Source organism: Actinomadura sp. NBRC 104425 (assembly GCF_030269545.1).
Lineage (GTDB): Bacteria > Actinomycetota > Actinomycetes > Streptosporangiales > Streptosporangiaceae > Spirillospora > Spirillospora keratinilytica.
On sequence record NZ_BSTN01000009.1, the window covers coordinates 1 to 22,748 of the forward strand.

Annotated in this window: 21 protein-coding genes and 1 tRNA gene; 18 read left to right on the top strand and 4 right to left on the bottom strand. The window is 73.5% G+C overall.

Going from position 1 to position 22,748, the window contains the following annotated elements; all coding sequences use genetic code 11:
* From QSK22_RS15800 to efeU, 5 genes are all read left to right on the top strand, one after another.
* Window positions 1-788 (top strand): AAA family ATPase (locus QSK22_RS15800; RefSeq protein WP_285494929.1); only part of this gene is annotated, 788 nt, incomplete at its 5' end.
* A 317-nt stretch (window positions 789-1,105) separates the two neighbouring features.
* Window positions 1,106-2,008, top strand: a complete 903-nt coding sequence (locus QSK22_RS15805; protein ID WP_285494930.1) for a Sco1979 family transcriptional regulator — start codon at window positions 1,106-1,108, stop codon at window positions 2,006-2,008.
* Window positions 2,009-2,226: 218 nt separating this feature from the next.
* Window positions 2,227-3,375 (top strand): iron uptake system protein EfeO, encoded by a 1,149-nt coding sequence (gene efeO / locus QSK22_RS15810; RefSeq protein ID WP_285494931.1) that lies wholly within the window; start codon window positions 2,227-2,229, stop codon window positions 3,373-3,375.
* Between the two features lie 12 nt (window positions 3,376-3,387).
* Window positions 3,388-4,647 carry an iron uptake transporter deferrochelatase/peroxidase subunit gene (efeB, locus tag QSK22_RS15815; protein WP_285494932.1) on the top strand — a complete coding sequence of 420 codons (1,260 nt, stop codon included), beginning with the start codon at window positions 3,388-3,390 and terminating at the stop codon, window positions 4,645-4,647.
* Entirely contained in the window at window positions 4,647-5,501 is an 855-nt protein-coding gene (efeU, locus tag QSK22_RS15820; RefSeq protein WP_285494933.1) for an iron uptake transporter permease EfeU, read from the top strand. Before efeB ends, efeU begins: the two co-directional genes overlap by 1 nt.
* On the opposite strand, the gene tkt is transcribed toward efeU, so the two are convergent.
* Window positions 5,502-7,511: a transketolase gene (gene tkt / locus QSK22_RS15825; protein WP_285494934.1), complete on the bottom strand. Its 2,010-nt coding sequence runs from the start codon at window positions 7,509-7,511 to the stop codon at window positions 5,502-5,504.
* Between the two features lie 73 nt (window positions 7,512-7,584).
* On the opposite strand from tkt, the gene QSK22_RS15830 reads away from it, so the two are divergent.
* The 4 genes from QSK22_RS15830 (at window position 7,585) to ulaA (ending at window position 11,331) form a co-directional block, all read left to right on the top strand.
* The gene (locus QSK22_RS15830; RefSeq protein WP_285494935.1) at window positions 7,585-8,781 is read left to right on the top strand and encodes an ROK family protein; all 1,197 of its coding nucleotides are present in this window, start codon (window positions 7,585-7,587) and stop codon (window positions 8,779-8,781) included.
* Between the two features lie 243 nt (window positions 8,782-9,024).
* Complete coding sequence (locus tag QSK22_RS15835; protein ID WP_285494936.1) at window positions 9,025-9,507, top strand: PTS sugar transporter subunit IIA; 483 nt, start codon at window positions 9,025-9,027, stop codon at window positions 9,505-9,507.
* On the top strand, window positions 9,504-9,785 hold the full coding sequence (locus tag QSK22_RS15840; protein ID WP_285494937.1) for a PTS sugar transporter subunit IIB: 282 nt from the start codon (window positions 9,504-9,506) through the stop codon (window positions 9,783-9,785). The genes QSK22_RS15835 and QSK22_RS15840 overlap by 4 nt, the downstream gene beginning before the upstream one ends.
* Window positions 9,786-9,801: 16 nt before the next feature.
* Complete coding sequence (gene ulaA / locus QSK22_RS15845) at window positions 9,802-11,331, top strand: PTS ascorbate transporter subunit IIC (RefSeq protein ID WP_285494938.1); 1,530 nt, start codon at window positions 9,802-9,804, stop codon at window positions 11,329-11,331.
* A gap of 224 nt (window positions 11,332-11,555) precedes the next feature.
* On the opposite strand, the gene QSK22_RS15850 is transcribed toward ulaA, so the two are convergent.
* Both QSK22_RS15850 and QSK22_RS15855 read right to left on the bottom strand, forming a co-directional pair.
* Window positions 11,556-11,861: a hypothetical protein gene (locus QSK22_RS15850; protein ID WP_285494939.1), complete on the bottom strand. Its 306-nt coding sequence runs from the start codon at window positions 11,859-11,861 to the stop codon at window positions 11,556-11,558.
* A gap of 107 nt (window positions 11,862-11,968) precedes the next feature.
* A complete protein-coding gene (locus QSK22_RS15855; protein ID WP_285494940.1) occupies window positions 11,969-12,556 on the bottom strand; it encodes a cadmium resistance transporter in 588 nt (195 codons plus the stop codon).
* A gap of 158 nt (window positions 12,557-12,714) precedes the next feature.
* Here QSK22_RS15855 and QSK22_RS15860 point away from each other — a divergent pair, with 158 nt between their 5' ends.
* From QSK22_RS15860 to QSK22_RS15895, 8 genes are all read left to right on the top strand, one after another.
* A complete protein-coding gene (locus tag QSK22_RS15860) occupies window positions 12,715-13,533 on the top strand; it encodes a L,D-transpeptidase (RefSeq protein ID WP_285494941.1) in 819 nt (272 codons plus the stop codon).
* 58 nt (window positions 13,534-13,591) lie between these two features.
* On the top strand, window positions 13,592-14,398 hold the full coding sequence (locus QSK22_RS15865) for a choice-of-anchor P family protein (protein WP_285494942.1): 807 nt from the start codon (window positions 13,592-13,594) through the stop codon (window positions 14,396-14,398).
* 94 nt (window positions 14,399-14,492) lie between these two features.
* Window positions 14,493-15,791: an L-seryl-tRNA(Sec) selenium transferase gene (gene selA / locus QSK22_RS15870; protein WP_285494943.1), complete on the top strand. Its 1,299-nt coding sequence runs from the start codon at window positions 14,493-14,495 to the stop codon at window positions 15,789-15,791.
* Between the two features lie 14 nt (window positions 15,792-15,805).
* Window positions 15,806-17,569 (top strand): selenocysteine-specific translation elongation factor, encoded by a 1,764-nt coding sequence (gene selB / locus QSK22_RS15875; protein ID WP_285495153.1) that lies wholly within the window; start codon window positions 15,806-15,808, stop codon window positions 17,567-17,569.
* Window positions 17,570-17,749: 180 nt separating this feature from the next.
* Window positions 17,750-18,946 carry a helix-turn-helix domain-containing protein gene (locus QSK22_RS15880; RefSeq protein WP_285494944.1) on the top strand — a complete coding sequence of 399 codons (1,197 nt, stop codon included), beginning with the start codon at window positions 17,750-17,752 and terminating at the stop codon, window positions 18,944-18,946.
* 158 nt (window positions 18,947-19,104) lie between these two features.
* Window positions 19,105-19,383 (top strand): hypothetical protein, encoded by a 279-nt coding sequence (locus QSK22_RS15885; protein ID WP_285494945.1) that lies wholly within the window; start codon window positions 19,105-19,107, stop codon window positions 19,381-19,383.
* Window positions 19,376-19,573, top strand: a complete 198-nt coding sequence (locus tag QSK22_RS15890; protein WP_285494946.1) for a hypothetical protein — start codon at window positions 19,376-19,378, stop codon at window positions 19,571-19,573. Before QSK22_RS15885 ends, QSK22_RS15890 begins: the two co-directional genes overlap by 8 nt.
* A 1,074-nt stretch (window positions 19,574-20,647) precedes the next feature.
* Complete coding sequence (locus QSK22_RS15895; RefSeq protein ID WP_285494947.1) at window positions 20,648-21,529, top strand: TIGR01777 family oxidoreductase; 882 nt, start codon at window positions 20,648-20,650, stop codon at window positions 21,527-21,529.
* Between the two features lie 67 nt (window positions 21,530-21,596).
* Here the strand turns inward: QSK22_RS15895 and QSK22_RS15900 are convergent.
* Window positions 21,597-21,690: transfer RNA gene (locus tag QSK22_RS15900), tRNA-Sec, on the bottom strand.
* A gap of 50 nt (window positions 21,691-21,740) precedes the next feature.
* Here QSK22_RS15900 and selD point away from each other — a divergent pair.
* A complete protein-coding gene (gene selD / locus QSK22_RS15905; protein ID WP_285494948.1) occupies window positions 21,741-22,748 on the top strand; it encodes a selenide, water dikinase SelD in 1,008 nt (335 codons plus the stop codon).

The window sequence follows — 22,748 nt, forward strand, 5'->3', positions numbered from 1 at the left end:
TGGACATGAGCGAGTTCATGGAGAAGCACACCGTCTCGCGGCTGTTCGGCTCCCCGCCCGGCTACGTCGGGTACGAGGAGGGCGGCCAGCTCACCGAGAAGGTGCGGCGCAAGCCGTTCTCGGTGGTCCTGTTCGACGAGATCGAAAAGGCCCACGGCGACATCTTCAACAGCCTGCTGCAGATTCTCGAAGAGGGGCGCCTCACCGACGCCCAGGGCCGCGTCGTCGATTTCAAGAACACCGTCATCATCATGACGACCAACCTGGGCACCCGGGACATCTCCAAGGGCGTCTCGGTCGGATTCGCCCGCCAGGGCGACGACGAGGGGTCGTACAACCGGATGAAGGCGAAGGTGCAGGAGGAGCTCAAGCAGCACTTCCGGCCGGAATTCCTCAACCGCGTCGACGACATCGTGGTGTTCCACCAGCTGACCCCCAAGGAGATCATCCAGATCGTGGACCTGATGATCGCCAAGGTGGACGAGCGGCTGCGCGACCGCGACATGGGCATCGAGCTGCGGCCCGAGGCCAAGGAACTGCTGGCCGAGCGCGGCTACGACCCGCTGCTCGGTGCGCGTCCGCTGCGCCGCACGATCCAGCGGGAGATCGAGGACGCGCTGTCGGAGAAAATCCTGTACGGCGAGCTGCGGGCCGGGCAGATCGTGATCGTCGGTACCGAGGGCGAGGGCGAGGACGCCACGTTCACCTTCCGGGGTGTGCCCAAGCCGACCGGCGTGCCCGACAGCCCGCCGCCGATCGAGGGCGCGGTCAACTTCAACAAGGACTGACGTCCGAGAGCGTCGTTCCCGGGCCACCCGGAAAGGGCCCGCATCGTGCCGGCCGCACGATGCGGGCCCTTTCCGCGTCCCGCCGCCCGCGGCGGGCCGATTGATACGTTCCACAAAGGCATTCACGTGCGGAGATCACCGTGCGCAGCGATTCCGTGACGATCTTGCAGCGGAACATTCCGGAACGCTCCACGGCGTTTTCCGCATGGCGCGGATGATCTCGGCGCGGCAGCGGACTAGGATTGGCCGGCGCACGAGAATCTCAGATCGGCGATTCCGGCCGGGTGCGCGCGGGTGGCCGGGGGTCGAGGAGCACGATGACCATGGCCCAGTCCGCGGCCGACCGGCCGGTGAGTCCCCTGTCGGCGTCCTCTCGCGGCGGCCCCACGGTGCTGCGCGTGCAGCTCGGCGCGCAACTGCGCCGCCTCCGCGAGACCGCCGGCATCAGCCGCGAGGAGGCCGCGTACGCGATCCGCGCGTCGGTGTCGAAGATGTGCCGTCTGGAACTCGGCCGGGTCGGTTTCAAGGAGCGCGACGTGGCCGACCTGCTGACCATGTACGGGGTGGTCGACGACGCCGAGCGGGCGGGGCTGCTGTCGCTGGCGCAGCGCGCCAACGAGCCGCAGTGGTGGCAGCCGTACGGCGACATCATGCCGAGCTGGTTCGAGCAGTACGTGGGCCTGGAGGAGGCCGCAGTGCGGCTGCGCACGTACGCGACGCAGTTCGTGCCGGGCCTGCTGCAGACCGCGGACTACGCCCGCGCCGTGGCGCGGATGCGCCATCCGCACGCCTCCAGGGAGGAGCTGGAGCGCCGCGTCGGCCTGGAGATGGCGCGGCAGCGGCTGCTGACCCGGCCGGACGCGCCCAAGCTGTGGACGGTGATCGACGAGGCGGCGCTGCGGCGGCGCCTGGGCGGCGCCGCGGTGCTGCGCGGCCAGCTCGAACACCTGCTTGAGGTGAGCGCGCTGCCGAGCGTCACCGTGCAGATCCTGCCGTTCGACCGGGGGGTGAGCGCGCCGGGCGGCCCGTTCACCATCCTGCGCTTCCAGGAGCCGGACGTGCCCGACGTGGTGTACCTGGAGCAGCTCGACAATGCCGCCTACCTGGAGCGGCGCGCCGACCTGGACACCTACGGCCGCACCATGGACACGCTGTGCGCACAGGCGTGCGTCCCGGGCGAGACCGCGGCACTGATCGAGGGCATCCTCGCCGAACTGTGACCCGCGCGGCCGTCGCAGCCACCGGGCTCCGGCGGCCCGCCGCGCCCGCCGGCCGGGCACGAGCACCGACCCCGCTGAGATGATCTTCGCTGTTCAGACTGCGGTCGCAATCACAGGGGCCCCTCTGGCGACTAAGGCAAGCCTTAGCTAAATTGAGTCGGCCCCCTGGTCCGACGAGGAAGACTCGACGACCAACACAACCCCCTTTGGAGCCGACCATGAGAGCCGTCCCTCTCCCCCGCGGCGCGGCGGTGGCCGTCACCGCCGCCGTCGCCCTCGTCTACGTTTCCGGCTGCGCGGAGAAGGACGGCGGAGGCGGCGGGTCGGACGCGATCCAGGTGACCGCGAGCGACAGCGAGTGCAAGGTGTCGCGCACCGAGTTCCCGGCCGGGCACGTCAGGCTGGCGGTGCGCAACACCGGCTCCAAGGTCACCGAGGTCTACGTCTACGCGCCCGGCGACCGGATCGTCACCGAGCGGGAGAACATCGGGCCGGGCACCCGGGCCGAGATCACCGCGGAGGTGAAGGCCGGGTCGTACGAGATCGCCTGCAAGCCCGGTATGAAGGGCGACGGCATCCGGCAGAAGGTGACCGCGACCGGTCAGGGCGCGCCCCGTCCGAACGATCCGCGTTTGGATCGTGCCATCGCCGCCTACCGCAAGTACGTCCAGGCGCAGGCCGACGAAACACTGCCCAAGGCGGAGAAGTTCGCCGCCGCCGTCAAGGCGGGTGACGTGGCGGAGGCCAAGAAGACCTACGCGCAGTCCCGGATCGGCTGGGAGCGCACCGAGCCGGTCGCCGAGTCGTTCGGCGACATCGACCCCAAGGTCGACGTGCGCGAGGACGGCCTCGAACAGGGCCAGACCTGGACCGGCTGGCACCGCCTGGAGAAGGCGCTGTGGCGCGACAGCAGGATCGGCGAGGAGGACAAGAAGCTCGCCGACCGGCTCATCACCGACCTGAAGGACTGGCAGAAGCGGGTCGGCACCGCCGACATCACCGCGACCGGCATGGCCAACGGCGCCAAGGAGCTGCTCGACGAGGTCGCCACCGGCAAGGTGACCGGTGAGGAGGAGCGCTACAGCCACACCGACCTGGTGGACTTCCACGCCAACGTGGAGGGCGCCCAGAAGTCCTACGAGCTGCTCAAGCCGGTGGTGTCCGAGAAGGACCCGGCGCTGGCCAAGGAGCTGGACGGGCGGTTCGCCGACCTGTTCGACCTGCTGGACGAGCACCGCGACAAGGGCTCCCCCGACGGGTTCGTCTCCTATGACACCGTCGGCAAGGACGACCGCAAGAAGCTGTCGGACGGCGTCAACGCACTGGCCGAGCCGCTGTCCAAGCTCGCCGCCGCCGTCGCCAAGTGAAAGGCGGGTCCGATGAACGCTGACTCCGCGGCCGCTGCCGTGAAGGTCTCGCGGCGCAGGCTGCTTCGGTGGGGCGGCGCGGGCCTGGCGCTCGGCGCGACCGCGGCCGGCGGCGCCGCGGCGGCCGCGGTCGGTATGAGCGGCGACTCCGGGCCGCAGACCGGGGACGCGGTGCCGTTCTACGGGCCGCACCAGGCCGGCATCGCCACGCCCGTGCAGGACCGCCTGCACTTCGCCGCCTTCGACGTCACCACCGGCGACCGCGACGCGCTGGCGTCCCTGCTCAAGGAGTGGACGCGGGCGGCGGCGCGGATGACCGCCGGGCATCCGGTCGGCGAGGGCGCGGTCGGCGGCCTGCCCGAGGCCCCGCCGGACGACACCGGCGAGGCCCTCGGTCTCAGACCGTCCCGCCTCACCCTCACCGTCGGGTTCGGCCCGACCCTGTTCACCAAGGACGGCGAGGACCGGTTCGGCCTGGCGGCCCGCCGCCCGCCCGCGCTGGTCGATCTCCCGTCCTTCCCCGGCGACGCCCTGGACCCGGCGCGCAGCGGCGGCGACCTGTGCGTGCAGGCGTGTGCCGACGACCCCCAGGTGGCGGTGCACGCGATCCGCAACCTGGCGCGGATCGGGTTCGGCAAGGTGTCGGTGCGCTGGTCGCAGCTGGGGTTCGGCAAGACGTCGTCCACCACGCCGAACGCGCAGACCCCGCGCAACCTGATGGGGTTCAAGGACGGCACCCGCAACATCTCCGGCACCGACACCGCCGCGCTGGACGAACACGTGTGGGTGCAGCCGCAGGACGGCCCGCCGTGGATGGTCGGCGGCTCGTACCTGGTGGCGCGCCGGATCGCGATGAACATCGAGACCTGGGACCGCGCCCCGCTGAAGGAGCAGGAGGACATCTTCGGCCGCACCAAGGGCGAGGGCGCGCCCTACGGCCGCGAACGCGAGCACGACGAGCCGGACCTGGCCGCCATGCCCGCCGACGCGCACGTGCGGCTGGCCCATCCCGACAGCAACGGCGGCGCCCGGATCCTGCGCCGCGGCTACTCCTACACCGACGGCACCGACGGGCTGGGACGGCTGGACGCCGGGCTGTTCTTCCTGGCCTACCAGCGCGACATCCGCCGCGGCTTCCTGCCGGTGCAGACGCGCCTGGCGCGTAGTGACGCCCTGAACGAGTACATCCGCCATGTCGGCTCGGCGGTCTTCGCGATCCCGCCGGGGGTCCGGGACGCGTCCGACTGGTGGGGCAAGGAGCTGTTCGCCTGATGTTCGCCAACTACCTGATCGGGCTGCGCGAGGGCCTGGAGGCCAGCCTGATCGTGTGCATCCTGGTCGCCTACCTGGTCAAAACGGGGCGGCGGGACGCGCTGCGCCCCATCTGGACGGGCGTGGCGATCGCGGTCGGCATCGCGCTGGCGTTCGGCGCGGTGCTGCAGTACGGCTCGACCACGCTGACGTTCGAGGCGCAGGAGTTCCTCGGCGGCACCCTGTCGATCATCGCGGTGGGGCTGGTCACCTGGATGGTGTTCTGGATGCGCCGCACCGCCCGGCACCTGCGCTCCGAACTGCACGGCAAGCTGGACCAGGCGCTGGTCATGGGCACCGGCGCGCTGGTGGTGACGGCGTTCCTGGCGGTGGGCCGGGAGGGCCTGGAGACCGCGCTGTTCATCTGGTCGGCGGTGCAGGCCACCGGCGACGGGGCGCGGCCGCTGACCGGCGCGCTGCTCGGCCTGGCCACGGCCGTGCTGCTGGGCTGGCTGTTCTACCGCGGCACGGTGAAGATCAACCTGGCCCGGTTCTTCACCTGGACGGGCGCGATGCTGGTGGTCGTGGCGGCCGGGGTGCTGGCCTACGGGTTCCACGACCTGCAGGAGGCGCGGTTCCTGCCGGGCCTTGGCACCCTGGCGTTCGACGTCAGCGACGCGATTCCGCCGGGCAGCTGGTACGGCACGCTGCTCAAGGGCACGATCAACTTCCAGCCGGATCCGACCGTGCTGCAGGTCGTGGTGTGGCTGCTGTACCTGGTGCCGGTACTGACGCTGTTCCTGCTGCCGGGCGGGTTCGGGCGGCCCGCCCGGACGCGGGCCGCCCCGGCCGACCGGGCCGGGCCGTCCGCCTGATCAGCGGCCGCGCCGGGCGCGGGCGATCGAGCGGCGTGCGGCGGCGACCACGGCGTCTGCCGTGACGCCGAGCTCGGCGAGCACCCGGTCGCCCGGCCCGGACATGCCGAACCGCTCGACCGACACGGCCTCGCCGTGGGTGCCGAGGTAGCGCCACCAGCCCTGGGCGACGCCCGCCTCCACGCTGACCCGGGCGGGCACGTCGGGCGGCAGGACGGCGTCGCGGTACGCCTCGTCCTGCTCGGCGAACCACTCCAGGCACGGCATCGACACCACGCGGGCGGAGATCCCGTCGGCGGCCAGCCGGGCGCGGGCCTCGACGGCGAGCGCCACCTCCGACCCCGTCGCCATGATCAGCACGTCGGGGGACGGGGCGTCGGCCAGCACGTATCCGCCGCGCGCCACGTCGGCCGCCACGTCCCGTCCGGTGTGGTCGAGGGCGGGGGCGGGGTGGCGGCCGAGCGCGAACGCCACCGGCCGGTCGGCCCGCTCCAGTACGCGCCGCCAGGCGGCGACGGTCTCGGCCGCGTCCGCCGGGCGCACCACGTCCAACCCCGGCACGGCGCGCAGCCCCCACAGCTGCTCGACGGGCTGGTGGGTGGGTCCGTCCTCGCCGACCGAGACCGAGTCGTGGGTGAACGCCAGCGCGACCGGCAGCCGCATCATCGCCGCCAGCCGCAGCGCGGGCCGCAGGTAGTCGGAGAACGCCAGGTAGGTGGTGCCGAACGGGCGGAACCCGCCGTGCAGGGCGATGCCGTTGAGGACCGCGGCCATGGCGTGTTCGCGGATGCCGAAGTGCAGCGCCGTCCCCGCCGGGTCGGCGGCGGAGAACGGGCGGCGGCCGGGGAAGGCGACGTTGGTCGATTCCGACAGGTCGGCCGAGCCGCCCCAGATCTGGGGCAGGTGCTCGGTGAGCGCGGCGAGCACGGCCCCGCCCGCCTTGCGGGTCGGCTGGGGGCCGCCGCCCGGCGCCGGGAGCAGGTCCGCCCAGTCGGCGGGGAGGGTTCCGGTGGCCAGCCGTTCGTCCAGGTCGGCCAGGTCGGGGGGCGCGGCGGCGCGCCAGGCGGCGTGGGCCTTGTCCCAGTCGGCGTGCAGGCGGGCGCCGCGTTCCAGTGCCGCCCGCGTGTGGTCCAGGACGTGCTCGGGGACGGCGAAGGACGCCTGCGGGTCCATGCCGAGCAGCCGCTTGACCTCGGCGGTCTCGTCGGCGCCGAACGGTCCGGCGTGCGCGGCGGAGGTCCCGCCGCGGCTGGGGGCCGGGGCGCCGATCACGGTGCGGACGGCGACCAGGGACGGGCGGTCGCGTTCGTCCCGCGCCGCCGCCAGCGCGGCCCGCAGCGCGCCCAGGTCGTCGCCGTCGTCCACGACCTGGACGTGCCAGCCGTAGGCGCGGTAGCGGGCCGGGACGTCCTCGGTGAACGACAGCGACGTGGGGCCGTCGATGCTGATGCCGTTGTCGTCGTACACCACGACCAGCTCGCCGAGGCCGAGCGTGCCCGCCAGCGAGGACGCCTCGGCGCTGACGCCCTCCTGCAGGTCGCCGTCGCCTGCCACGCACCACACCGTCCGGTCGGCGAACGGGGCGCCGGCCCGCAGCAGGGCGCGTTCGTGCCGCAGCGCCATCGCCATGCCGACCGCCGTGGCGACGCCCTGGCCGAGCGGGCCGGTGGTCATCTCCACGCCCGCGGTGTGGCCGTACTCGGGGTGGCCGGGGGTGCGTGAACCGAACGCGCGGGTTCGGCGCAGGTCGTCGAGGGTGAGGCCGTAGCCGGTCAGGTAGAGCTGGATGTACAGCAGCAGGCTCGCATGGCCGGCCGACAGCACGAACCTGTCGCGGCCCCGCCAGCCGGGATCGGCGGGGTCGTGCCGCATCATCTCCTGGAACAGCACGTGCGCCACCGGCGCCAGCGCCATCGCGGTGCCCGCGTGGCCGTTGCCCTTGGCCTCCACGACGTCCAGCGCCAGCACCCGCGCCACGTCGACCGCCGCCCTGTCCAGGTCCCGCATCATCTGCCCCTCCCCGCGCTTCTGTACGACGCTAGACAAACTTATGGTGATTGACAAACAAAAGTAACCTGGACGGGTGGTCAAGAAGCGAGCGGCGGTACCGCGCGCCGGTGCCGGGACGTTGCTGACCCTCATCCGCACCGGCCGCGCGAGCACCCGGGCCGACCTGGTCCGGCTGTCGGGTTTCGCCCGGTCCACCGTGGCGCAGCGGCTGGACGCCCTGCTGGAGGCCGGGCTGATCGTCCCGGCCGGGGACGCGGGCTCCACCGGCGGGCGCCCGCCGGAGACGTTCGCGTTCAATCGGCACGCCGGGGTGCTGCTGGGCGCCGACATCGGCGGCAGCCACACCCGCGTCGCCGTCACCGACCTCGCCGCGGACGTGCTCGCCGAGACCGAGGCCGACCTGGACGTGGCCGACGGCCCCGACGCGGTGCTGTCCTGGGTGACCGAGGCGTTCGCGCGGCTGCTGGCGCGGGTCGGCCGCGAGATTTCCGACGTGCGCGGCGTCGGCGTGGGCGTGCCGGGGCCGGTGGACGGCACCGGACGGCTGGTCAGCCCGCCGATCATGCCCGACTGGGACGGAGTGTCGGTGCCCGAGCGGGTGTCCCGCGCCCTGTTCAAGGGCGCCGAGGAGATGGGCGAGGACGTCCCCGTGGTGGTCGACCGGGACGTCAACATCATGGCGCTCGGCGAGCAGAAGGCGGGCGGGCACGACCATGCGGACATGGTCGTGGTCAAGATCGGCATCGGGATCGGCGCCGGGCTGATCGTGGGCGGCGAGATCTACCGGGGCGCGCAGGGCGCCGCCGGCGACCTGGGCCATCTGCGCCGCGGCACCGACGAGCCGTGCCGCTGCGACAACCGCGGCTGCCTGGAGGCGACCGCGGGCGGCTGGGCGATCCGCCGCCGCCTGGTGGAGCTCGGCTACGACGTGCGCACCAGCCAGGACATCGCCCGGCTGGCCCGGCGCGGCGACCACGAGACGGTCCGGCTGGTGCGCCAGGCGGGGCGGCTGATCGGCGAGGCGCTCGCCGACGTGGTGGGGCTGTTCAACCCGTCCCACATCATCGTCGGCGGCAATCTCGCCGAGGCCCGCGAGCCGCTGCTGGCCGGGATCCGCGAGGTGGTGTACGAGCGGGCGCAGGTGCTCGCCTCGCGCGACCTGCAGATCGTCCCCACCACGCTCGGCCACCGGGCGGGCACCATCGGCGCCGCCCTGCTGGTGCACGAACGCCTCTACGACGCCGACCGCATCAGCGCCGCCCTCGGCTGACCGAAACCCGTTGCGCGCGTCCGCGCCGCCGTGCCCGGAGCACCGGTCGCCTGCGCATAACCTGACGGCCGTGTTCGCCCTCTGACCTGGGCGTCCACGGACTGCCGCGGGGAGCGCGCCGCCGCCCCGGACCGCACCCGCCCCGGCGGCGCGCTTTTGACCGCGCACGCTCCGGCTTAGGAATGATGCTGGACATAAGTGCCCTTTGACCTGTTGAATGCCGCCGAAGGAGGACAACGCGCAATGACCGCGAACTCGCAACAGATCGCACTGCTGGACGCACTGCCCGAGACGGCCGTCGCCGTCGGGGTACGGGCGGCGGACTGGCGGGAGGCGATCACCGCGGCCGGCGATCTCCTGGTGGCCTCCGGTGCGACCACCGACGCCTACACCGCCGAGATGATCGACACCGTCGAACGCCTCGGCCCCTACATCGTGCTGGCCCCGGGGCTGGCGCTGGCGCACTCGCGCCCCTCGCCGTCGGTGCTGCGCACGGGGCTGTCCTGGGCGGCGCTGGCCGCGCCCGTGCCGTTCGGCCACGAGGCCAACGACCCGGTCCGGCTGGTCATCGGCCTGGCCGCGGTCGACCACGACGCGCACTCGGGCGCCCTGGCCAAGCTCGCCCGCATGCTCGCCGACGCGGGCCGCATGCGGGCCCTGCAGGACGCCACCTCCGCCGCCGAGGTCCGGCGGCTCATCTCCGAATACGAAGGAGGCCAGGAGTGAAGCTGCTCGCGGTCTGCGGCATGGGCATCGGAACGAGCATCATCCTCAAGACCAACGCCGAGAAGGCACTGCAGAACCTCGGTGTCGACGGCGAGGTGGAGGTGGCCGACATCGGCACCGCACGCGGTGCCGCGGTCACCGCCGACGTGGTGCTGACCTCCGGTGAACTGGCCGCCGAGCTGGGCGAGGTGCCCGCCCAGGTCGTCGTGGTGGACAACTTCGTGGACGTCGACGAGATCACCGGCAAGCTGTCGGCCGCCATCCAGGCCCGCGGCTGACCGGCAGGAGGACGCCATGGACTGGGTCGTCGACGTCGCGCAGTTCATCGTCAACGAGATTCTCAGCGTCCCGGCCTACCTGGTCGGGATCATCACCGCGGTCGGGCTGCTGGCGCTGCGCCGCTCGACCGGGCAGGTGGTCGGCGGCGGGCTGAAGGCCGCACTCGGCTTCCTGCTGGTCAGCGCGGGCGCCACGCTGGTCACCGCCGCGCTGGACCCGCTCGGCAAGATGGTGCAGGGCAGCACCGGCGCGCACGGCGTGGTGCCGACCAACGAGGCGATCGTGGGCATCGCCCAGGACCGGTTCGGCGCCCAGGTGGCGTGGATCATGATCCTGGGGTTCGCGCTGGCGCTGGTGCTGGCCCGGGTCACCCCGCTGCGGTACGTGTTCCTCACCGGCCACCACATGCTGTTCATGGCCACGCTGCTGACCATGGTGCTGGCCACGGCCGACATGCCGACCCTTGAGGTGGTCGCCGTTGGAACGGTCCTCATGGGTGTCATGCTGGTGGCGATGCCCGCACTGGCCCAGCCGTGGACCCGGCGGGTCGGTGGCGACGGCAAGATCGCCGTCGGTCACTTCGGCACCCTCGGCTACATCGCCGCGGGCGCCACCGGGCAGCTGGTCGGCAGGCGCAGCCGCAGCACCGAGGAGATGAAGATCCCCGAGGGGCTGCGGTTCCTGCGCGACTCCATGGTCGCCACCGCGCTGTCCATGGTGCTGATCTACGTGGTGGTGGCGCTGGTGTTCCTGGGCCGCGCCGGTCAGGACGAGGCGTTCGCCGCGTTCGGCGACCGCTCCACCGGCGTCGGCGACTACCTGATGCAGGCGGTCATGCAGGGCCTGCAGTTCGGCATCGCCGTCGCGGTCATCCTGTTCGGCGTGCGGACCATCCTGGGCGAGCTGGTGCCCGCCTTCCAGGGCATCGCCGAGCGGGTCGTGCCGGGCGCGGTGCCCGCGCTGGACGCGCCGATCGTGTTCCCGTTCGCGCAGAACGCGGTGCTGATCGGCTTCATCTCCAGCTTCGTGGGCGGCCTGGTCAGCCTGGGCCTGCTGGCCTGGATCTTCGACCCGGCGTTCGGGATGGCGCTGATCCTGCCCGGCCTGGTGCCGCACTTCTTCACCGGCGGCGCGGCCGGGGTGTTCGGCAACGCCACCGGCGGACGGCGCGGCGCGATCGCGGGCGCGTTCGTCAACGGCGTGATCATCACGTTCCTGCCCGCGCTGCTGCTGGACGTGCTGGGCTCGTTCGGCAAGGCCAACACCACGTTCGGCGACGCGGACTTCGGCTGGTTCGGCATCGCCAGCGGGTACGCGGTCAAGGCCGGGCCGGTCGGCGGGCTGCTGGTGCTGCTGGTCCTCGTGGTCGCGCTGCTGGCGCTGGCGATCTGGGTGCAGAAGCGGGTCGTCCTCACCGGCTGGGACCCCGGAGCCCGCCGCGACGCCGCCCTGGCCGCCGCCAAGGAGAAGGCCGACACCGCGAGCGAGGCCCCCGGCAAGCCCTCCGGCAAGGCCAAGCCCGCGCAGAAGTCCAAGGACACCTGACCCGTCCCGCCGCGCCGCCCCTGGGCTGGGCGGCGCGGCGGGCTCGTGTGCGCGGCCGCGCATGCACGGTCAGGCCGACTCCGCCCGGGCGCCCCGGAAACCCCGACTCCTTCGCCCCTCAGGAGACCGGATACCGACGCGGCGAATGCCCGCACGCCGACCGTGACCGGGCGCGCGGTCATGGCCGGGGCGGGGCGGCGGGCTCGGCGGGGCGGCGAGGTGGATCAGGTGTGGTGTGCGCTGGCGTGTGTTGTGCTCCAGTTCTTGCCTTCTCCGCCCCTGCGGTGCTTCTTGCGGCCTTTGCCGTGGTGTGTGTGCTTGTTCCCGCCGTCGCCGATCTCGTTCTCGTCGGCTTCCTCCTCGTCACCGGGCACGCAGTGATGGTCCGCGGGCGCGGTGGGCCTGGCGCCCGGGCAGTCGCCGCCCGCGTCGGCGAGGGCGACGACCGGGCCGGGCGCCACCTGCGCCGACACCACGAGCACGACGAGCAGGACGGCCGTAACGAGGCGTCGGATGCTTCTCAAGGTCACGCGTAGGGACATGGCTCTCCTCGACGATCTCACGCCGTGCGCACACGGCCAGACCACCACGGAAGACCACTCTACGTATCCACTACGACACTCATCGTTGTTTCCGGTCAGCCGAGGGCGGCCTCGGCGAGGATCACGGCGCCGATGGCGACGAACACGCCGGGGACCAGCCACGTCCCGTACCGCTCCACGACCGCGATGACGCGGCGGTGCGAACCGAGCCATGACGCGGCCAGGCACCACACCGCGACCCCGGCGGCGAACACGGCGACCGACACGGCCGTGGCGCCCGCCCCGATGGTGCGGAACACCGGCGTGTAGACCGAGATGTTGTCGGCGCCGTTGGCGACGGTCACCCCGGCCACCGACAGCAGGCCCGTCGCCACGGCGGGCGGGTCGTCGTCCTCCCCGCGCGCCCGGATCGCGCCGACGAGCCCGCGCACCCCGAGGGCGAGCGGCACCAGCCCGAGCAGCCCGACCCAGTCGTCCGGGACGACGGTCAGGCCGAGCGCCGCCACGACCGACACCGCGACGAGCGCGGCGATGCCCGTGTACTGGCCCGCCCAGATCTGCCAGGGCCGCGGCGCCCCGCCCGCCCGCGCGGTCAAAAACAGCACGGTGAGCACGAGCAGGTCGTCGACGTTGGTCCCGGCGAACATCGCCGCGGCGGTGACGATCTGCGCGGTCCACTCCATAACGGCCGAACCTACCGGCCAAGGCAAACCCAATGCCGCGCGAAGGCTTCGAAAAGCGTGCGCCCACCGGCGCGACACACGCGTAAACGAAGGACAGAGTAGGTCCGCCGAAGTGCGGATCCCACGTCCTTCCGGTGGCACGAACCCTTGGAGCCTCAGTGAAGCAACCATCCGAGCACGACCGCCGCACGGTGCCGCGCGGGCTCGTGGCCGGGGCGGCCGCCATGGCCGCCGCGCTGCTCGCCGGCGGGTGCGGCGGCGGGCAGCGCACGGGCGCCGGACCGGTCGCCGGCGGCCGCCCGGCCGCCACCGAAGCCGCGCGGCTGCCGCAGGCCACGACCGCCACCACGGTCACCGGCCTGCCCCGGGACACCGCCCCGTTCGCCACGAACGACGGGACCGTGGTGCATCCCAGAAGGCCCGTCCCGGTGTCGGCCGAGCCGGGCGGGCAGCCGGTCGCAACGCTGCCCGACACGCAGCTCGGCGGCCCCACCTGGGTGCCCGTCGTGGAGAGCAGGCCGGGCTGGCGGCGGGTGCTGCTGCCGAGCCGTCCCAACCGCGTGACCGGCTGGATCCCCGACACGCCGGGCGCGCTGGACACCGCCCGCAGCACCCAGGTCGTCAGGGTGGACATCGGCGACCGAAGGCTCACGATCGAGGACGCGGGCCGCAGGGTCGGCGCGTGGACGGTGGCGGTGGGCGCGGCCAAGACGCCCACGCCCACCGGCCGCACGTTCCTGCTCGCCTCGCTGGCGCCCGCCAAGCCCACGTTCAGCCCGCTGATCCTGCCGGTCGGCGCGCACTCCGACACGCTCGACACCTTCGGCGGGGGTCCCGGCACGGTCGCGTTCCACGGCTGGCCGGATGCCTCGGTGTTCGGCAAGGCGGTCACCCACGGGTGCGTGCGGGTCCCCAAGGACGCGCTGGCCCGGCTGGCGAAGGTGCCTCTCGGCAGCCCTGTCATCGTCACGGCCTGACCGTTTCTTCCCGCAACCCTGACATTCCTTCCCACAACCATTTCCAGAGGAGAAAACTGTGCGACTGCAGCAGCTCACCACGTTCGCGATCGGCACCGGGGCGGTCGCCGCGGTGCTCGCCGCGCCGACCGCGCCCGCGCTGGCCGACAGCGAGGCGCACGGCTCGGCGTACGGTGTCCGCGCCATCGGGCCGGTCGCCGTTCCGGCGGTGCCGTCGGTGACGTCCACCGACGGGCGGCCGGTCCGGGAGAGCCTCGTCCGGCTGCCGGGCAACTCGCTCATCAAGGCGTCGGGGCTGAACGCGGCCGCCCGGCCCGGTCAGGGCAGCGCCTCGGTCGCCGACGTCAAGTCGGAGCGGCTGGGCCTGACCGCCCGCTCGGTCACCGCCAAGTGCGTGAACGGCAAGGGCGTCTCGGAGCTGGCGGACGCCCGGCTGGCCGGCCGTCCCCTCGCGTTGCGGGCCAAGCCCAACAGCTCGGTGGCGGTCCCGGTGCCCGGGCTCGGCACCGCCGAGGTGGTGCTGAACAAGCAGACCCGAGACTCGCGCGGCCGCCTCAACGTGACCGCGATCGACGCGACCGTGCCGCTCGGCAAGGGCCGCACCGAGAAGCTCAGCATCGCCTCGGTGCGGTGCGCCCCGCCCGCGGCCGCCGCGCCGCGCGACCAGCAGGGCGCGCCGCCCACCAGCGCCGCGCAGCCCGGGCGTCCGGGGGCGGCGGGCGGCCACGGGTCGGCGGTCGGCCACCCGGGTGCGGGTGCGCAGCCGAACGGGCCGGCGCACCCGGGGTCGGCGGCGCAGCCGCGGTCGGTGGTGAAGGCCCCGGCGCCCAGGCCCGTCACCGGTGACCTTCCGGTGACCGGCTGACCCGAGCAGGTAAGAGGCCCGCGCACCGCCCGGTGCGCGGGCCTTCCGTTTGCCCGGACGGCCGGAGGGTAACGCCCGGCCAGGAGGTCGCTCGATGGATCACCAGGTCGTCCGCCGCATTCCGCGCACGGACGCGCTGCTGGCCGAGCCCCGGCTCGCGGCGGCGGCGCGGCGGCTCGGCCGCGACCTGGTGAAGTCGGTGATCGTCACGGCGCAGGACCGCGCCCGGCGCGGCCAGATCGCGCCCGAGTCGGTCGCGGACGCGGCCGTCGCCGCCCTCCCCGACACGGCCGGAGGCCTGCGCCCGGTGGTCAACGCGACGGGCGTGCTGCTGCACACCAACCTCGGCCGGGCGCCGCTGTCGCGGGCCGCCCGGGAGGCGGTGCTCGCGGCGTGCGGCGCGACCGACGTGGAGCTGGACCTGGCCACCGGCGCCCGCTCCCGGCGCGGCCGCTCGGCGGTTGCCGCGCTGCTGCGGCGGGTGCCCGCCGCCGAGGCGGCGCACGTGGTCAACAACGGCGCCGCCGCCCTGGTGCTGGCCGCGACGGCGCTGGCCGCGGGCCGGGAGATCGTGCTCAGCCGGGGCGAAATGGTGGAGATCGGCGACGGGTTCCGCATCCCCGACCTGCTGGTGTCGACCGGTGCCCGGCTGCGCGAGGTCGGCACCACCAACCGGACGTCCCCGGCCGACTACGCGGCGGCCGTCGGGCCGGACACGGGGTTCGTGCTGAAGGTGCACCCGTCCAACTTCCGGATGACCGGTTTCACCGCGTCCGTCGACGCGGGCGAGCTGGCCGGGCTGGGCGTGCCGGTCGTCGCCGACATCGGCTCCGGGCTGCTGGCCCCCGACCCGCTGCTGCCGGACGAGCCGGACGCCGCGAGCATGCTCCGGGCCGGGGCCTCGCTCGTGACCGCCAGCGGCGACAAACTGCTGGGCGGCCCCCAGTGCGGCCTCGTGCTGGGCGAGGCCCGCCTGGTCGAACGGCTTGCGCGGCATCCGCTCGCCCGCGCCCTGCGCGTCGACAAACTCACCTTGGCGGCGCTGGAGGCGACCCTGCGCGGCCCCGAGACGCCCACGTTCGCGGCCCTGCACGCGGAGCTTGAGGGGCTGCGCGAACGCGCCGGGCACATCGCGGCGGAACTCCGCGCCGAGGGCGTGGACGCCTACGCCGTCGACAGCTCCGCAACGGTCGGCGGCGGGGGCGCGCCGGGGGTCGCCCTGCCGAGCGCCGCGGTCTCGCTGCCGGAGCGCTACGCGGCGGCGCTGCGTCTCGGCTCGCCCGCGGTGGTGGGACGCGTCGAGGACGGCCGCTGCCTGCTCGACCTGCGCGCCGTCCCGCCGGACGAGGACGCCGCGCTCACCGCCGCCGTCCGCGCCGCCGGGCCGGTGTGATGGGGGGCGGTGTGATGCACGTCGTCGCCACCGCCGGGCATGTCGACCACGGCAAGTCCACGCTCGTGCGGGCGCTGACGGGCATGGAGCCGGACCGCTGGGAGGAGGAGCGCCGCCGCGGCCTGACCCTCGACCTCGGGTTCGCCTGGACGCGCCTGCCCGATGGTGCCGACCTGGCGTTCGTCGACGTGCCCGGGCATGAACGCCTGGTCGGCAACATGCTCGCGGGGGTGGGTCCCGTGCCCGCCGTGATGTTCGTCGTCGCCGCCGACCAGGGCTGGCAGCGGCAGTCGGAGGAGCACCTGGCGGTGCTGGACGCCCTGGACGTGCGGCACGGCCTGCTCGCCATCACCCGCCGCGACCTCACCGACGCGGCCACCGCCGCCGCCGTCCGCGACGACGCGCTGAAGCGCATCGCCGCCACGTCACTGGGCCGGGTGCCCGCCGTCACCGTGAGCGGCGCGACGGGCGAGGGCCTGGACGAGCTGCGCACCGCGCTGGCCGACCTGACCGGCGCGCTGCCCTCCCCCGACACCGGCGCCGACGTGCGCCTGTGGATCGACCGGGTCTTCACCGTGCAGGGCCGGGGCACCGTCGTCACCGGCACCCTGCGCGCCGGAACCGTCAGCGTCGGCGACGAGCTGGCGCTCGCGGACGGCACGCCCGTCACGGTGCGCGGCCTGCAGACGCTGAAACGCACGCGCACGCGGGTAGGCGCGGTGGCCCGCGTCGCAGTGAACCTGCGCGGCGCCCCCGAGACGCTGCGACGGGGCGACGTGCTGCTGACGCCGGGCCGCTGGCTCACCACCGACCTGATCGATGTGCGCCTGCGCGGGGACGCGGCCTGCGACCTGCCGCGGCATCTGACCCTGCACGCGGGTTCGGCGGCCGTGCCGGTCACCGTCCGCCCGCTCGGCGACGACACCGCCCGGCTGGCGCTGTCGCGTCCGCTCGCGCTGCGCGTCGGCGACATCGCGTTGCTGCGCGACCCGGGGGCGCACCGCGTCCCGGCCGGGATCACCGTGCTGGACGTGCGCCCGCCCCGCTTCACCCGGCGCGGCGCCGCAGCCGCCCGCGCCCGCGAGCTGGCCGCCCTGCCCGGCGTCCCGGACGGCGCCTGCGAGCTGCGCCGACGCGGCCTGGTCCGCCGCGGGGAGCTGCTGGCCATGGGCCTCGCACCGCCGTCGACCCCCGTCGCCGGCGACTGGCTCGCCGACCCTGGCCACTGGGCCGACCTGCGGCGCCGCCTGGTGGAGGCAGTGGAGGAGCACGCGGCCCGCCACCCCACCGACCCGGGCCTGCCCGCCGAGGCGGCCCGCCGCGTCCTCGGCCTGCCCGACCGCGCCCTGGTGGAGGCGCTGGCCGGGGACGGCCTGCAGCGACGCGACGGCAGGCTCTACGGGGCGACGACGCGTCCCCACTTGCCCCCGCACGTCCAACGCGCCGTCGACGCCGTGCGCCGCGACCTTGCCGCGGCCCCGTTCCGCGCTCCGGAGGCGGGCCGCCTCGCCGAACTCGGCCTCACCCCGAAGCTGCTCGCCGCCGCGGCCGCCGCGGGCGCCCTGCGCAAGATCTCCGACGGGATCGTCCTGCTGCCCGACTGCGAGACCCGCGCCGCGGCGATCCTGGCCCGCCTGCCGCAGCCGTTCACGCTCAGCCAGGCCCGCCAGGCCCTCGACACCACCCGCCGCGTCGCCGTCCCGCTCCTGGAGCACCTGGACCGCCGCGGCTACACCGTCCGAGTGGACGACACCCACCGCCGCTGCCCACCCCGGTGACGCCACCCGGACCGCAGTCGGCCGCTGACGAAATCAGGTCAGCAAAATCAGCCGGAATGCGAGAAATGCGGGCCCGAAGCGATTGAGCACGCCCGCCGTCCCGACAAAGACCCATGACGCGTTCAAGTTCCGCGTCTTAGCCTGGGGAAGGTCGAGACGCCCAGGAAAGGTGCAGCGCCCATGTCCGGCACGATCGGCGAACGCCTCAGACGCGCCCGACGCGAACACGGCATGACCCAGGAGGACCTCGCACGCGCCGCCGGTGTCAGCGTCGACCTGATCTCCAAACTCGAACAAGGCCGCCGCGAATCGGCACGCATCACCACACTGGCAAAACTCGCCAACGCCCTCGACCTGGAAATCTCCCACCTGCTCGACAAACGCGACCGCCTCGGCCCCGACCGCGACGGCGGCAGCGTCCTGGCAGTTCGCAACGTGCTCCTGTCACCCTCCCTCCTCCCGGGAATGGACACCGACGACGACGACACACCGACACCACTCGACGAACTCGAACGATCGGTATCCCGGGCATGGGACCACTACTGGGCAGGCGCCTTCGGCGAAGTCCTCACCGCCCTCCCCGGCCTCATCGGCGAGGCCCGCGCCACCCACACGTCCCTCGGCGCACCCGCCGTCCGCCCGTTGGCACTCGCCTACGCGCTGGCGTCCAACCTCATGGCGCAGATCGGACGGACGGACCTCGGTCTCGTGGCGGCCGAGCGGGCCATCACGGTGGCGCACACCGGCGACGACATGCTGCTGTGGGCCACCATGCACGCCGAGTACGCGTGGGTCCTGCTCCACCAGGGCCGCTACGCCGAGTCGGAGAAGGTCGCCGCCGACATGGCGGCTCGCATCGAGCCGTCGTTCGGGGACGGCGAGAAGGAGATCGCCGCGTGGGGCAATCTCCTCATGACCGCCGTCGCCCCGGCCGTCGGTCAGGACCGCACCCCCGAGGAGTATCTGCGGCTGGCCGGAGCGGGCGCCGAGAGGCTGGGGCGTCGTGTGCGCGTCTATCACACGTCCTTCGCCCCGCCCACCGTGGCGATGCAGGCGACATACGCCTACAGCGTCCTGAAGAAGCCGGCTGAGGCGCTGAAGGCCGCCAAGCGGATCCGGCCGCCGTCCAAGGACCATCCGGGCGATCTACGAGGCATCTCGTGGGGCGCGCACCTGATGGACGTCGCGCAAGCCCACTTCGACGCCGGACGCCTCAATGCGGCTACAACGACGCTGCTAGAGGCCCAGCAGGTGTCACCGGTGTGGTTCCGGCACCAGCGAATCGCCCAGGCCTTGGTCAGAGACATCCGCGAGACAGAGAAGCGCCTGAGCCCGGCGACCCGCAGGCTGACCAGGGCGCTCGGCGTCGATGACTAGGACAATGCGCTTCTGATCGGCAGCTGAGGTCACTTTGAGTAGGACATGGTGCCCTAGCGTGACCGGATGCGGACGGTAAGAACCGCACAACCTGCCCCTGGTGTTCCCGGCGCGTCACCGTGAGTCTGTGATGTGTGACGCAGTGCATCTCTTCAGCCATGGCCGCCGCGTCTGCGGGACGCTGGTCCGGCTCGTCCGCCGAGAAGGCACGCGCGTGGAACGAGATCCGCGTGCGGATCGAGTACGAGCTGATGCGGCGCTTCCCCGGGGCGATCACGGGCTACGGCGACTACAGCCGGGAGTGGTTCATCTTCGACCTCGCGGGCCGGACGTTCTACGCCCCGACGCCCGAGCAGCCGGCCTACCGGGTCATGCACACCTGGCGGCAGTCGGCGGGTGCGGTGGCGAGACCGGGGGTGCGCGGCTGCGATGGGTGACGTCTCGCGGATCAAGGCGGCGCTCCGGGACGAGTTCCCCGGGTGGTCGATCCTCTACACGGACCGGCGTCGGTGGTGGGCCACGCGCGGCCCCAAGCCGGGCGAGCAGGTCAACAACGGCGAGTCGGCGCTCGACGCCGACACCCCCGAGGAACTGCGCCGGTTACTGCTGAAGGTCAGCGACAACTAGACACCGGGGCCCCGGGACCGTAGGGCGCCGGCCGGGACCCCGGTCGGCGGCGGCGCGGCCCCTTCCCACCGCGCCGCCGCCACCTTCGCCGACCGCGCCCCTCAGAGGCCCCCTCAGCTGCCCCCACCAGCCGACCGACCGCCGCTTCGAAGCACGTCCGAGCTTCTGATCGGAACGCGATACCGGCCCAGGTCACATGCGCGCCGCCGCATTCGGGGGCCCGCGTCCGCACACGGCACCGGCCGCCACACGCCACCGCCGCCACCCAGCACATGCCGCAGTGCCGGGCGGTGACTCCATCACGACGACGCCTGTGACGGTGTCTCAACGGCGCCGACTTACTCTCCCTGCAGTCGCTCGGCCCCGCCCCTGCCCGCGAGAAGAGACGCCGCGGCGCTCAGGTAGGCGATTCCCCCGAGCACGCCGGGCACGGGATCTGCTGCAAGGTGCGGGTCACCACAAGCCCAGCGCCAAGGCAGACCCGGCAGCCCGGGAAGTTCGCCGTGCCGACATCCGCCCAGACCGGCGGGGGCTCCGAAGGGGGCCCGCTGTCATCGCCGACGTAGCCGCGTCCACCGCAGAAGTTGCACGCCAGCACCAGCGGCCCCATGCGCTGCTCGCCCGAACCGCCGCAGTCCGGGCAGTCGAGACGATCACTCACTCCTGACCCGACCCCTTCCACGCAGAGCACGGACGCCACTCACGTTGAGCCTTCTTGGTGTCGTTCTCATGCCACCACGCAGCGGCCCGGGCATCCGTGTGATGCCGTCACCCGCCCGCTCATCATCACCCACCCCGACAGCCAGGTGAAGGCGAGTAAGAGAAAATCCGGGCGGTCCCGTACGTGCGGGTGTCGGTCACACGGAGAACCGTGGACGCCCACCAGTACGTCTTGCTCATCGGTCTGACACCCAGAGTGTTCCGTGTGCGTGTTCGCCGGAAGACGGCGGATCGGTGCCCGGGTCGGCACTTCGGGGTGGGTGGCCCTGCAGGCGCGGCCCACCCGGCGGTGGGCCGGCTACCGGCTGGGCGCGCGTCCCTGACTCCTGGGAGCCGCTCGCCTATGGTGGGCGGATGAGGGTTGCGGTGACGGGGGCGTCCGGGTTGATCGGGACGGCGCTGGTCCGGAGCCTGGAGGCGGATGGGCACCGGGTGGTGCGGCTGGTCCGGCGGCAGCCCGCGGGCCCCAGGGAGATCTCGTGGCAGCCGGGCGGCACGCTCGACGCTGAGGCGCTGGCCGGTGTGGACGCGGTGGTCCACCTGGCCGGGGCCGGGATCGGCGACCGCCGGTGGAGCGCCGCCTACAAACGGGTGATCCGCGAGAGCCGGGTGCGCGGGACGCGGACCGTCGCGGAGGCCGTGGCGCGAACGCGTCCGCGCGTGCTGGTGTGCGGGTCGGCGATCGGTTTCTACGGGGACACCGGCACCCGCGAGGTGGACGAGACCGCACCGGCGGGCAGCGGGTTCCTGGCCGGTGTGGTCCGGGACTGGGAGGCCGCCGCGGCACCGGCCCGGGAGGCGGGCGTCCGGGTGGTGTTCGCGCGCACCGGGCTCGTGTTGGGACGGGGCGGGCTGGTCGGCAGGCTGCTGCCGCTGTTCCGGCTGGGCCTGGGCGGCAGGCTCGGCGACGGGCGGCAGTGGATGAGCTGGATCTCCCTTGACGACGAGGTGGCGGCGCTCCGGTTCCTCCTGGAGGGCGATCTGGAGGGTCCCGTCAACCTGACGGGACCGCGGCCGGTGACCAACGCCGACTTCACTCGGGCGTTGGCGCGGGCCGTGGGGCGTCCGGCGGTGCTCACGGTGCCCGGGACGGCGCTGCGGCTGGCGCTCGGGGAGTTCGCGGACGAGGGGGCGCTGATCAGCCAGCGGGTGCTGCCCCGCAGGCTGGAGGAGGCGGGGTTCGCCTTCGGGCACCCCGACGTGACCGCCGCCCTTGCAACCGCCATATCCCCCTGACCGGCGCACAGGTGCCCGGCCGCTCCTCCGGCGCGGCCGGGCATCTGCCGTGCGGGGAAGGTTCGCAGCGGAGGCGGACGGGAATCGAACCCGCCTGTCCGAGGACCTCGGACACCGCGACTTTGAAGGTCGGGGGGGCCACCAGGCACCCAGACGCCTCCAGCACCGGCGCATACCCGGGCCGGCGGCCATCACACAGAAGGGGGAGCAGATGACGACGACCGGAGGGACCGTCCGGCTCACGCGGTATGCGCGGGGCGGCGGGTGCGCGTGCAAGATCCCGCCCGGTGAGCTCGAGGACGTGGTGGCCGGGCTGGCCGCCGCGCCCGCCGCGTCCGGTGCGCAGGTGCTCATCGGGTTGGAGACCGGCGACGACGCGGCCGTGGTGCGGGTGGCGGACGACGGTCCCGCCGTGGTGGCGACGGCGGACTTCTTCACCCCCGTGGTGGACGACCCCTACGACTGGGGGCGCATCGCCGCGGCCAACGCGCTGTCGGACGTGTACGCGGTGGGCGGCCGTCCCCTGGTGGCGGTGAACCTGCTGGCGTGGCCGCGGGACGTGCTGTCGTTCGACCTGGCGCGGGAGGTGCTGCGCGGGGGGCTGGACGTCGCCGCGGAGGCGGGCTGCCATGTGGGCGGCGGGCACAGCGTGGACGACGCCGAACCCAAGTACGGGATGGCGGTCACGGGCGTCGCCGACCCCGAACGGCTGCTGCGCAACGACCGGGGCCGCGCCGGGCTGCCGCTGTCGCTGACCAAGCCGCTCGGCATCGGGGTGCTCAACAACCGGCACAAGGCGACGGGCGAGGTGTTCCCGCAGGCCGTGCAGGCGATGGTCACGCTCAACCGGGACGCCGCGGAGGCCGCGCTGCGGGCGGGCGTCGAGTGCGCCACGGACGTGACCGGGTTCGGGCTGCTGGGGCACCTGTACAAGCTGGCGCGGGCGTCGGGCGTCACGGCCGTCGTCGACGCCTCGGCAGTCCCGTATCTGGACGGCGCGTGGCAGGCGATGCGGGACGGGTTCGTCAGCGGCGGCACGCGGCGCAACCTGGCCTGGGTCGCCCCGCACACCGACTTCGGGAATGCCGACGAACAGACGCGGCTGCTGCTGGCGGACGCGCAGACGTCGGGCGGCCTGCTCGTCGCGGGTGAGATCCCCGGCGCGCCCGTGATCGGCGAGCTGGTGCCCCGGCGGGAGCACGTGCTCGTCGTCCGGTAG